The organism is Bradyrhizobium ottawaense (assembly GCF_002278135.3).
GTDB lineage: Bacteria > Pseudomonadota > Alphaproteobacteria > Rhizobiales > Xanthobacteraceae > Bradyrhizobium > Bradyrhizobium ottawaense.
The window spans coordinates 2,889,125-2,901,455 of record NZ_CP029425.2 but is presented as its reverse complement, the minus strand read 5'-3'; the positions used below and the strand labels follow the sequence as shown (position 1 = coordinate 2,901,455).

Here is a 12,331-nt window from a genome sequence, read left to right as displayed (position 1 = left end):
GCAACAACCTCGACGGGACATGGAGCGCCCTTTGCCCTTGACTTATTTATTAGCAAAAACATAATCGTGGCGCAAATTATTGCGCGTCCGAACCAAGGGGGGATCGGATGCAATTTTCAATCACTTCCAGCGTTGGCAGGCGTATTTTGTTTAAGGTGGTCCAACCGCTTTTGCGCCTTCGCTCAGCGTTGTCTGGAACGCTCCTCCTGCTGTCGTCCGCCTTCGTGCTCGGCGCCTGCATCGTGACCGCCGACCAGTCGATCGAAGCCGATCCAAAGGACCCGCGCGCCCAGGACATCGCCGACAAGGTCCGCTCCCTCGATCTCCAGCCACGTCAACCTGCGGATGCGGGCGCCAGCGGCATTGCGCAGGCAAGATCCTCGAAGCCGGCGATCTATCTCAGCGATGGTGCAACGCCGCAAGGCGGCGCGCTGGCCGAGCGCGACGATGCCGGCGGCAGCGGTTACGACCTCAATTTCGAGAACGCGCCTGTTACCACCGTCGCAAAGGTCATTCTTGGTGATGTACTCAATGTCGGCTACACGATCGACCCGCGGGTACAGGGAACCGTGACCCTGGCCTCGGTGCGGCCGGTGCCCAAGGCGGATGCGCTCTACGTGCTGGAGAACGCGCTACGCATGTCCGGTGTCGCGCTGGTCCGTGACCGCGCCGGCTATCGCCTGCTGCCGGCGCCGGAGGCCGGTCCCGGCGGCGTCGACCGCTCGTTGAACGCCGCAGCCGGCCAGGGCGTCACCGTGGTGCCGCTGCGCTACGTCTCGGCGCAGAATATCTTCAAGCTGCTCGATGCCTTCGGCGTGAAGGCCCAGACCATGCGTCCCGACAGCGCCCGCAACACGCTGATCGTCAGCGGCAACGGCACCGACCGGGCGACCGCGGTCGACACCATTCTCTCCTTCGACGCCGACTGGATGCGCGGGCAATCGGTCGGCATCTTCCCGGTGCGAAATTCCACGCCGGAGCCGCTGATCGCCGAGATCGAAAAGATCATGGATTCAGGCGAAGGCGGCCTGGGCCAGAACGTGGTGAAATTCCAGCCGATCGGCCGGCTCAACTCGATCCTGGTCGTCAGCCAGAAGCCCGAATACCTCAAGCGTGCGCAGACCTGGATCGCGCGGCTCGACCGCTCCGATACGGATGGCGTGAACCTGAAATCCTATCCGCTGCGCTACGGCAACTCCAAGGCCGTGGTGGCGCTGCTCAATGAGATCCTTTTCAGCCAGAGCGCGACCAGCAGCTCCTCGCTCGACAATTCCGCGGGCCAGATCTCGCCCGGCTCGGGTATCGCGACGTCCTCGTCCGGAACCAATCCGATCGCCTCGCTCAGCGCGCTTCCGACTGCCGCCTCAGGTGCAGCAACCCCGGTCACCGGCGCTCCCGGCTCGGCGCTGGCCGCGCGCCCCGCCCCTGCGGCGGCCGGCGTCCCCGGCCAGGACAACGGCTCCGGCTCGCTGCTCGGCACCGGCGCAAAACCCGTCAACAATGCCATCCTTCAGAACGTGCGGATCACGGCCGACGTCACCAACAACGCGGTGCTGGTCTATGCCAACGCGGAATCGCAACGCGTCGTCGAGCAGACGATCCGGCAAATCGACCGGCCGCAGCGCCAGATCGCCATCGAGGCGACGATCGCCGAAGTCACGCTGAACGACGCATTGAACTACGGCGTCCAGTTCTTCATCGCCAGCAAGCACGGCTCGGTCTCCAACGTCATCGGCGGCGTCAGCAACAGCGCCTCGGTCGGCAGCAACATCGAGCAGCAGACCGGCGCGGTCAACGCCGCCGCCGGCGCGCTGCTCGGCCGCGCGCTGCCCGGGTTCAACTTTCTGATCGGGGCGGAAAACTCCCCGCGCGTGGTGCTCGATGCGCTCCACAACGTCACCACTGTCAAGGTGCTGTCCAACCCGTCGCTGGTCGTGCTGGACAACCAGCCGGCGACCTTGCAGGTCGGCGACCAGGTGCCGTTCTCGACCGGCACCGCGACCGTGCTGACCGCGAACAACACCGTCGTCAACACCATCGACTACAAGAACACCGGCATCATCCTGCGCGTGCTCCCGCGCGCCAACGCCAACGGCAACGTCGTGCTCGACATCGAGCAGGAGATCTCGAGCGTCGCGGCCGGCAGCACAGGTTCGCTGACGCCGACGATCTCGCAGCGCCGGGTCAAGAGCTCGATCGCGGTGACGAGCGGCCAGACCGTGCTGCTCGCCGGCCTGATCAGCGAGACCGAGAACAGGCAACGCCAGGGCATTCCGATCCTCGATTCCATACCCGGCGTGGGCGATGCGTTCTCGCACCAGGGCACGACGCGCGCTCGCACCGAGCTGATCCTGTTCATCCGCCCGACCGTCATCAAGGACGGCGTCGATGCGCACGTCATTGCGGAGGAAATGCGCAGCAAGATGAACAGCCGCCTGGTCGGCACCAGCAATCCCGTGGTCACCGTGAACCCGCCCAAGGCGGCGCGCTAGGGCGTGACGGATCAGGCGGCGGAGGTCGCGACGGGCGCTGCGCTCGCCATCGCCCTGCTGCTCGGCGTGTTCGCAAGCCTCGTGACTGCGCCGGGCGCCGAAGGCCTGTACGGCGCGTTCCTGGCCGCCCTGATGCTTGCGATCGCGGCGAACGATGCGCGCCACTACCGCATTCCGAACGAGCTGACGGGCGCCGCCTTCGCGCTCGCGCTGCTCCGTGCTGGCGCGTTCGTGCCCGATCTCGGCGCGGAGGCGCTGCTCTGGCCGCTGACACGCGCCGCAGCCACAGGCCTGCCGCTGCTGCTGCTGATGGTGTTCTACCGCCGCTGGCGCGGCCGCGACGGGCTGGGGCTCGGCGACGTCAAGCTCGCCGCGGTCTGTGGCGCCTGGCTCGACCTTGCGACCGTGGTCGCGGTGATCGAGCTCGCGGCGTTGCTGGCGATCGGCGCCTATGTCGTCGGTGCGGCCCTGCGGCGGAAGCGGCTGCGCGCCACAGCCTTCCTGCCGTTCGGGCTGTTTCTGGCGCCGGCGATCTGGATCGGCTGGCTGGGCGAGACCTGGTACACGAACTGGCTCGGCGGCTGGCCGGGCTGACGGCGGGGATCGGGATCAAACCGACCCTGCTCACATCAAAACGCGAAAACAACCCCATGCACAGTAGGCGGGGACAGCGTTTTCAAGGACTTACCTGACGGCGCGCGCTCTGCGGATTTTACCTGGCGCTCAGTGCTCGCGGCTCGGCGCCCATTCCAGCGCCCGCAGACGGGCCTGGGCGATCTCTCCGCGCGTCATCTTGGTGGTGACGGCATCGCGGATCCTGGCTCGCGCCTCGCGCGCCGGCGGAGGTGCCGCGGCCGTGGACAGATTGAGCCATTTGGAGGCTTCGACGATGTCCTGCGGCACGCCTTGGCCGCGGTCGTAGAGCAGGCCCAGCGAATATTGAGCGCGGCTGTCGCCCTGCTCCGCCGCGCGCCGGTACCACATCGCGGCTTCCGTGTAGTTCTGCGGCACGCCGCGGCCGGTCTCGAACAGGAAACCGAGATAGGACTGGGCAGCCGCGTTGCCCCGCTCGGCGAGCGGAATAAAGATGCGGGATGCCGTGACATAGTCCTGACGATGGAAAGCGGAGACGCCCTGGCGGAACGATTGGGCATGGGCCGGGATTGCGAAGGCCAGCGTCAGCAGGATGGCGGCACAACCCCACCCCGCCCGTCGCCAAAAACCGCGCGCCTGCGGCGCCGCACGGCAAAACCTGGGATCCGGGCTGTCGAGGGTCTGCATCCCACCTGCTCTCCTTGCACGCAAAGCCAGACTAGTCCGTAGGCATCCCGAAATCCATAGTGCGTACCGGCCACAAAAAAAGGCTTCGGGCGCCTGGCGCCCGAAGCTCGTCGATTGAACCCGATGCCAAACTGCGATGAGACCGGAGCGTCATCGCGCCTTGGTTCGTTGCTTGAGCATGGCCGTTTCGAAAGACGGCTACACGCTCATGCTCTAGTGATATCCGCCCGCGGTAGCCGGTGTCGTGTCCGGAGCGTTACCGTTGATCTGGTTATCCAGATAGGACAGCACGTTGCCGGTCGTGGCTGCGCCGAGATTGTTGACGATCACCGAACGGCCGATCCGGGCTCCCGCAGTGCCGCTGAGGGCAAAGCCCGTGCTCAGATTCTCCGAGATGTTGCTGTTGTTGACCTGGACGTTGGACGATCCCTGCACGTTCAGGCCGACGAAGTTGTTGTGAATAGCCGTGTTGTTGATCAGCACGCGGGTGCTCCCGCCATTGGTGTTGATGCTGATCCCCGCGCCAGCAGCCGCTGTGCCATTGTGCGAGATCACGCTGTCCCGGATCATGAGCATCGAGTTGAAATTCACCGGATTGGAGAAGATGCCAGTTCCCGACGCGCCGTTGAAGTCCCTGATGAAGCAATGCTCGATGACGACCGAGGCCGCCTGGAGGATGTTGACGCCTTTGACGCCGGTGCCGGCACCTTCGATGTCGAGGCCGCGCAGCACGATGTGATCGGTCGCCGCAGCGTTGATGTTGACGCCGTTGGTGCCGGACCCAAGGATGCTGCCGACGACACCTTCGCAATAGATCGTCATCGCCTTGGTGATGGTCACCGTGCCGAAGCCCGCGGAATCGAGGCAGTTGATCTCGCCGCCCGCGGCGGTCTTCGAAATCGCGCCGGCGAAGGTCTTGCACGGCGCGGTGCGGCTGCACGGATTGACGTCATCGCCGACACCGGAAACCCACGTTCTGGTCGCCTGGGCATGAGCCGGCTGCGACACGGCGAACGGCAAAACCAATCCCGCCAAGAGAGCCCATAGAGCAATACGACGCATTTCAACCTCCCAAATTGAACTGAAGATTTCACGTTGCCAGAAGAAATTCACGAGCAGTTGCGGACTAGTGGTACCCGCCAGCAGTAGCCGGCGTCGTGTCCGGCGCGTTGCCGTTGATCTGGTTATCCAGATAGGACAGCACATTGCCGGAGGTCGCCGCCCCCAGATTGTTGACGATCACCGAGCGGCCGATTCGCACTCCCGCACCACCGGTAAGGGCGACGCCCGTACCCAGATTCTCCGAGATGTTGGTGTTGTTGATCTGGACGTTGGCCGATCCCTGCACGCTCACGCCGACGAAGTTCTTGTGGATGGCCGTGTTGTTGATCAGGCTCCGCGAACTGCCGCCGTTCGTATTGATGCTGATCCCGGCGCCGTCGGCGGCGGTGCCGTTGTGCGAGATCACGCTGTCGCGGATCATCAGCATCGAATTGAAGTTCAACGGGTTGACGAAGACGCCGACGCCGCCCGCGCTGTTGAAGTTCCTGATGAAGCAATGCTCGATGACCACCGAGGCCGCCTGGAGGATGTTGACGCCCTTGATGCCGGTTCCGAATCCGTCGATGTCCAGGCCGCGCAGCACGACGTGATCGGTCGCGGCCGCGTTGATGATGACGCCGGAGCTACCCGCTGCGAGGATGCCGCCGACAACCCCTTCGCAATAGATCGAGATCGCCTTGGTGATGGTCACGACGCCGAACCCGCCGGAGTCGAGACAATTGATCTCGCCGCCCGCCGCCGTCTTCGAGATCGCCCCTGGAAAGGTCTTGCACGGGGCGGTGCGGCTGCAGGGGTTGGCGTCATCGCCCACGCCGGACACCCACGTTCTGGTGGCCTGGGCATGAGCCGGTTGCGACGCAATCACCGGCACGAACAATCCTGCAATCAGAGCCAAGAGTGCAATTCGACGCATTTCTCTTTCTCCCGATATTGAGCTGGAATCCCAGCTTGTTGGCCATGCACAAGTCTTCGCCGCAGCAGCCCGCGCGTCGCGCAGCCCTACGGCATCATTGTCGATATTTCGCTGAAACTTCCCCCTGCCGCTTTCGGCGCTCGCAGTACGGCCTTCGTGTTCAAATGATTGGATACGCAACGCTATTGGGAAAAACGGAAGCAGGCTTCTTGCCACTTCGCATCACGCAACTGTTGCGCGACGGACGGCGAGCTTTCTAGTGGTCGTGCCGGAACAGGCAAGGTTCAATTTGACGTGTACATTTTATGGGGAATCTTACGCCATGAATGCGCCTACGGCGTCGCCAACCTCGTAACGATGCGATCCGCCTGCCCTGACAGGATGGATCGCCCGCGCTGCGTCGATTCGACGCGAAGCGTGCCGTCAGCTCAGCAGGAAGCCATGTTCGTGCAGGTTGTGAAAAAACTCGGTCAGAATGTCGATCACAGCCGCGTCGTGGCTTCCCGCCGGTTGAGTCCACTGCTCTGCAGTCTGCGTACTGGCCGGCGCGGGCATGGCGTCCGGCAGCTCGGACGGGACGGCCGATGAGATTCCGCTCTCAGTGAAATTGAACGCAAAACCATCACCTGAGGTGCCGAGCCCCGCAGTCGCGGGCGGCGCTGCGCCGACGGCGCCGTCGCCATTGAGGTCCTGGTGAAGCGTCGGCTCCAGCGCCTTCAGCGAAGGATCATTCCCCAGCACCTCGGGCGCCGCCGCGAGCGTGGTGAGGAAGTTGCCGGTGCTGTCCGTGCTCCACACGGAGTAATGGGCGTTTGCCGAGTTCTTCCAGACCACGTCATAACCGCCGCCCGACACCTGCTCGGCGGCAGTGACCGACCAGGTGCCGAAATTCGCCGCGATCACCGTAGCCCCGGCGTATTTCAGGACGGGGCCGGTGCCGGTCGAGATGTCGGCCAAATAATAGTTGCCACCTGACAGGATCGTTTTGGTCGATCCGAGCGCCTCGACCGTGACGCCGCCGAGGATGGGGACCCCGGTCGTGCCGTCGCCGTTGAGATCCTGATGGAGGGTCGGCTCCAGTGCCTGCAGGGACGCATCGGTCCCCAGCACTTCGGGGGCGGCGGCAAGGGTCGTCTGGAAGTTGCCGGTGCTGTCGGTGCTCCAGACGGAATAATGCGCGTTCGCCGAATTCTTCCAGACGACGTCATAACCGCCTCCCGACACCTGCTCGGCGGCAATGACCGACCACGTGCCGAAATTCGCCGCGATCACCGTTGCCCCGGCATATTTCAGAGTGGGACCGGTGCCGGATGAGATGTCGGTCAAATAATAGTTGCCACCTGACAGGACCGTCTTGGTCGATCCGAGCGCCTCGACCGTGACGCCGCTGACGACGGGGACGCCGGTCGTGCCGTCGCCGTTGAGATCCTGATGGAGTGTCGGCTCCAGTGCCTGCAGGGACGCATCGGTCCCCAGCACTTCCGGGGCCGCGGCGAGGGTCGTCAGGAAGTTGCCGCTGCTGTCCGTGCTCCAGACGGAATAATGCGCATTCGCCGAATTCTTCCAGACGACGTCATAACCACCGCCCGCCACCTGCTCGGCGGCAATGACCGACCACGTGCCGAAATTCGCTGCGATCACCGTAGCCCCGGCGTATTTCAGGACGGGGCCGGTGCCGGATGAGATGTCGGTCAAATAATAGTTGCCACCTGACAGGACCGTCTTGGTCGATCCGAACGCCTCGACCGTGACGCCGCTGGCGACGGGGACGACGGGGACCCCGGTCGTGCCGTCGCCGTTGAGGTCCTGATGGAGCGTCGGCTCCAGTGCCTGCAGGGACGCATCGGTCCCCAGCACTTCGGGAGCGGCGGCAAGCGTCGTCTGGAAGTTGCCGGTGCTGTCGGTGCTCCAGACGGAATAGTGGGCATTGGCCGAATTCTTCCAGACGACGTCATAACCGCCGCCCGCCACCTGCTCGGCGGCAATGACCGACCACGTGCCGAAATTGGCTGCGATCACCGTAGCCCCGGCATATTTCAGGGTGGGGCCGGTGCCGGTCGAGATGTCGGCCAGGTAATAGTTTCCACCCGACAGGACCGTTTTGGTCGATCCGAACGCCTCGACCGTGGCGCCGCTGACCACGACGACGCCGGGGACCCCGGTCGTGCCGTCGCCGTTGAGATCCTGTTGCAGCGTCGGCTCAAGCGCCTGAAGAGACGCGTCGGTCCCCAGCACTTCCGGGGCTGCGGCGAGGGTCGTCAGGAAGTTGCCGGTGCTGTCCGTGCTCCAGACGGAATAGTGCGCGTTCGCCGAATTCTTCCAGACCACATCGTAGCCGCCGCCCGACACTTGCTCGGCGGCAATGACCGACCACGTGCCGTAATCGGCCACGTTGACCACGGCGCCCCCGAACTTCAGGACAGGCCCGGCGCCGGTGGAGATGTTGTTCAAGTAATAATTGCCATTCGTCAGAACCACGCTGGTCGATCCGAACGCCTCGACCGCGGTCGGCACGAGAGTGGAACTGGCGACCGCGACGCCCCCGAACTGGAAATACTCGACGCCGGTGACGGTGTCGGTGCCGTCGGGTGAGCCACTGCGCAAGTCGGTCAGAGTGAAGGTCTGTGTCGCTGCGTTGTACGAGACCGTGTAGTTGGCCCGGCTGCCCGAATACACCGCGGTGTCGGTGCCCGAGCCGCCGATGATGGTGTCGTTGCCCGCCCCGCCGGTGATCGTGTCGTTGCCGCCGCCGCCGTTCAGCGTGTTGGCGATGGCGTTGCCGACGATGGCGTCGTTGCCGGATCCGCCGATGGCGTTGTCGATGTAGGAGCGTGCGTCGCCGCCATAGAGATAGGCGTTGTAGACGTTGCCCGATGCGTAATGGCCGTTGCCCAGATACGCCAGTTGCACGGAGGAGAACACCGACGAGGCGCCGGGATTGAGATTGATGCTCAGGCTCGTCGTGTAGTTCGACAGGTCGTAGGTATCGACGCCGCCGCCGTCCCAGACCGTCTCGTAGATGCGGTTGGCCGAGCCGCCGACGCCGCCGCCCGGCGCGAGCTGCCCGACACCGTTGATGAACTCCTGCCCGGTGGTCGGATTCCAGGTGTAGACGGTGCTGCCGCTCTGGGTCGTGTAGTCCGCGCCGTACATCGTCTGCAGCGCGAGGATATCGTTGGCCATATAGGTCTGCGAATATCCGTACGCTTCATTGGTGTAGCCGGACGTGGTCGAACCGCCGACATAGCTGCGATAGCTCATGACGGTGTATTCGCTGTCGTCATGCGCGCTCGGCACCGCGACGTTGGCCGGGCCGCCGGCCTCCTGGCTGTGCTTGAGGCCGAAGGCATGGCCGAGCTCGTGCAGCGCGGTGGTGAAGTAATAATTGCCGAGCTTGGCCAGCGAGAAATTGTATTGGGTGCCGAACCAGATGTCGCCGCCGGACGCGTAATTGCCGGGATAGTAGGCGTAGGCGGTCGGATTGGCCGCCGGCGACTGCGCGATCATGATGTCGGCGCCGTTCGTGCCCGCATACTGGACGTCGGCGTTGGTGTAACTGAGGATCAGCCCGATCGCGTAGTTGATGGCCGCCTGGATCTGGGTGGGCGCCGAGGAAAAGCCCGAAGTGGTCGGCTCGCTGCTGCCGCCGTAATAAGGATTGGGGTAGTCGCTGGATGCGTCAGGAAAACTGTAGGTGATCGTGCCGGTCCATTTGTAGCCGGACAGCAGGCCGTCGATCTCGGCGTTGTTGGTGGCACTGACATTAACAGCGGTAGCCAATGGACTCTCCAGAGCAACGCGTCGCGTGCGATTCGGGACGAAAGCACATGATTCTAGCGTGAGAGTTAAACGTTTGGTTTAAATTGGGCAGCTCCGCCTGCCCCTCTTCCATAAGACTGTGTTAGCCATCAGATCCCGTAGTCATACGGGGCGCAACAACAGCCTCGGTTCCTGCGGCACCATAATTTGCAGGGTTTCATGAAACGACGTTCAATCATGGCCGGTCTGTTTGGCGCCTTGATGGCGCTTGCGGGACAGGGTCATCAAACCTTCGGAGGACTGCCTGTCATGGTGGACAAGGCCAAGGCGGACGACAGCGGCAAGGCGGCGCGTGCGCCCTCCATGCCGATGGCCCGCGATCCCGCCGTTGCCGTGGCAGAGGAATACGAAGCCGCCCGCCGCAAGGGAACGCGGGAGGCGCTCGAGCTCTTCATTGCGCGCCACGGCGATGATCCCCTGGCCGAGCAGGCACGCACGGAGTTGAAGCGCCTGTCGCGCTGATCGCTCGGGCACCGCATCAGGCATGGCATTTCGGTAGGCGGCATCGGCGCCGGGCCGGCTTGTCGCATGGTCTTTCGGCACTATGGTAGGCCCGCAATCTGTCCCGGAGCCTCTCAAAATGCCCTTTCCGCATGCCTCGGAAGCCCTGTCGCGCTTTACCGTGCTCGATCTGACCCGCGTCCGCTCCGGGCCCACCTGCGTGCGGCAGCTGGCGGACTGGGGTGCCAATGTCGTCAAGATCGACGCGCTGACCGAGGACGCCGGCGGCGAGCAGCCGGGCGGCCCCCGCCGGGGTTCCGACTTCCAGAATTTGCACCGCAACAAGAGAGCCATGACGCTGAACCTGAAGGACGAGCGCGGGCTCGCATTGTTCAAGCGCCTCGCCGCCAAGGCCGACGTCGTGGTCGAGAATTTCCGGCCCGACGTGAAGAAGAAGCTCGGCATCGACTATGAGAGCCTTGCCGCAATCAACCCGCGCATCGTCTATGGCAGCATCTCCGGCTTCGGCCAGGACGGCCCCTATCACAAGCGGCCCGGCTTCGATCAGATCGCGCAAGGCATGGGCGGGCTGATGTCGATCACCGGGGCGCCGGGCGAAGGCCCGATGCGGGTCGGCATTCCCGTTGCCGACCTGACGGCCGGGCTGTTCTGCGCCATGGGCATCCTTACCGCGCTGCTCGAGCGCGAGGTCTCGGGCAAGGGCCAGTGGGTGCAGACCTCGTTGCTCCAGGCCCAGATCTTCATGCTCGACTTCCAGGCCGCGCGCTGGCTGATGGAGAAGGAGGTCGCCAAGCAGGCCGGCAACAACCACCCGACCAGCATTCCGACCGGCGTGTTCAAGACCTCGGACGGCTACATCAACATCGCCACCACGGGCGGGCGGATCTGGGAGCGCTGCGCCCAGGCGATCGGCGCACCGGAACTCTATGCCCATCCGGACTATGCGACGGCCCCTGCCCGCTCCAAGAATCGCGACGCGCTCAACGCCGAGATCGAGAAGCGCACCGTGACGAAGTCGACCGAGACCTGGGTCAGCGAGCTCAACGAGGCCGGCGTGCCCTGCGGACCGATCTACGCGATCGACCAGATGTTCGAGGACGCCCAGGTCAAGCATCTCGGCATCGCCCAGGACGTGCCGAACGACGAGGACCGCCACATCCGCCTGGTCGGCCAGCCCGTGACGCTGTCACGTACGCCGAGCAGGATGGTGGCGCGGCCGCCGGAATTCGGCGAGCAGACCGACGAGGTCCTGAAGGAATTCGGCCTCAGCGCGGACGAGATCAGCAAGCTCAGGGACGCCAAGGTGGTGTGAGTCCCTCGCCTGACGTCGCCAAACGACAAAGCCCGGCGCGAGCCGGGCTTTGCTTCTTGTTGGACGCCTCTGTTGATCTTAGTACCTGGCGACGACCGGGCTGTCGAACTGGTAGTTGATGCCGGCGCGCAGGATGTGGTCGGTGAAGTGCGACGAGACATTGGCGCTGATCGGCAATGCCGGCGACAGCGTGAACGGACCGGACGAGAAGCGCCCGAGATCCATGTAGAGATATTCGAGCTTGGCACTCCAGTTCCGGGTGATCTTGCCTTCGACGCCCACGCCGGCAGTCCAGCCCACGCGCGTCGTGGAGGTCGAGCCGACCGACGAGATCGGGCCGAAGGGCGCGACGGTGCTGAAGCTCGACATCGTGCCCGTGGTCTTGATCTCACCGAAGGCCAGACCGCCGGTGCCGTAGAACAGCACCTTCGGGGTCGCCAGGATACCGACGCGACCACGAACCGTGCCGAACCACTGGAGCTTCTGGTCGACCGACAGAGTCGTGCCGGCCAGACCGCCGGGCGGAAGGAACGTAAAGGTCGGAAGACAGGGACCGGCGCCCGGCGCGATCGGGGCACCCACGCAGCTATAGCCGGCGCCACCCTTCTCACCCGACCATTGCAGATCGCCTTCGACGCCGAACACCCAATTGTCCCGCTGCCAGTTGTAGCCGGCCTGGCCACCCGCGATGCCGCCGTTCATGTCGAACGCCGCGCTGGTGATGGAGCCGGCCGGAGGCGCGATCGGCGTGCCGGTCGGAGTGTTGAAATAGGAGACGTCGGTGCGCGAACGGCCCCAGCTGTAGCCGCCATTGGCGCCGACGTACCAGCCGGTCCAGCTCCAGACCGGATCGACGATAGGCGCCTTCACATAGGGCCTTGCTGCGATATCGGCAGCCAGCGCGCCCGTCGCGAACAGCGACATCGCCGCTGCCATTCCCATCACGATCCGCTTCATGGAGAACCCCCTCCGCACGATTTTGTAATCGAA

Annotated in this window: 9 protein-coding genes; 4 read left to right on the top strand and 5 right to left on the bottom strand. The window is 64.4% G+C overall.

Annotation, left to right across the window (positions count from 1 at the left end; all coding sequences use genetic code 11):
• Window positions 1–107: 107 nt before the first annotated feature.
• Complete coding sequence (gene gspD, locus CIT37_RS13725) at window positions 108–2,492, top strand: type II secretion system secretin GspD (protein ID WP_095425674.1); 2,385 nt, start codon at window positions 108–110, stop codon at window positions 2,490–2,492.
• 3 nt (window positions 2,493–2,495) lie between these two features.
• Window positions 2,496–3,086 (top strand): prepilin peptidase, encoded by a 591-nt coding sequence (locus CIT37_RS13720; protein ID WP_095425675.1) that lies wholly within the window; start codon window positions 2,496–2,498, stop codon window positions 3,084–3,086.
• A gap of 129 nt (window positions 3,087–3,215) precedes the next feature.
• Here CIT37_RS13720 and CIT37_RS13715 read toward each other — a convergent pair whose 3' ends face one another.
• The 4 genes from CIT37_RS13715 to CIT37_RS13700 form a co-directional block, all read right to left on the bottom strand.
• Window positions 3,216–3,773: a tetratricopeptide repeat protein gene (locus CIT37_RS13715; protein WP_095425676.1), complete on the bottom strand. Its 558-nt coding sequence runs from the start codon at window positions 3,771–3,773 to the stop codon at window positions 3,216–3,218.
• Between the two features lie 213 nt (window positions 3,774–3,986).
• Entirely contained in the window at window positions 3,987–4,835 is an 849-nt protein-coding gene (locus CIT37_RS13710; protein ID WP_095425677.1) for a right-handed parallel beta-helix repeat-containing protein, read from the bottom strand.
• Window positions 4,836–4,899: 64 nt separating this feature from the next.
• On the bottom strand, window positions 4,900–5,964 hold the full coding sequence (locus CIT37_RS13705) for a right-handed parallel beta-helix repeat-containing protein (RefSeq protein WP_244611235.1): 1,065 nt from the start codon (window positions 5,962–5,964) through the stop codon (window positions 4,900–4,902).
• Between the two features lie 207 nt (window positions 5,965–6,171).
• Window positions 6,172–9,528 carry a M10 family metallopeptidase C-terminal domain-containing protein gene (locus CIT37_RS13700; protein WP_095425679.1) on the bottom strand — a complete coding sequence of 1,119 codons (3,357 nt, stop codon included), beginning with the start codon at window positions 9,526–9,528 and terminating at the stop codon, window positions 6,172–6,174.
• A 198-nt stretch (window positions 9,529–9,726) separates the two neighbouring features.
• Here CIT37_RS13700 and CIT37_RS13695 point away from each other — a divergent pair, with 198 nt between their 5' ends.
• Window positions 9,727–10,029 (top strand): hypothetical protein, encoded by a 303-nt coding sequence (locus tag CIT37_RS13695; RefSeq protein ID WP_095425680.1) that lies wholly within the window; start codon window positions 9,727–9,729, stop codon window positions 10,027–10,029.
• 118 nt (window positions 10,030–10,147) lie between these two features.
• A complete protein-coding gene (locus CIT37_RS13690) occupies window positions 10,148–11,341 on the top strand; it encodes a CaiB/BaiF CoA transferase family protein (protein WP_161966395.1) in 1,194 nt (397 codons plus the stop codon).
• Between the two features lie 78 nt (window positions 11,342–11,419).
• Here the strand turns inward: CIT37_RS13690 and CIT37_RS13685 are convergent, their stop codons facing one another.
• Complete coding sequence (locus CIT37_RS13685; protein WP_095425682.1) at window positions 11,420–12,298, bottom strand: outer membrane protein; 879 nt, start codon at window positions 12,296–12,298, stop codon at window positions 11,420–11,422.
• Window positions 12,299–12,331: the final 33 nt, after the last annotated feature.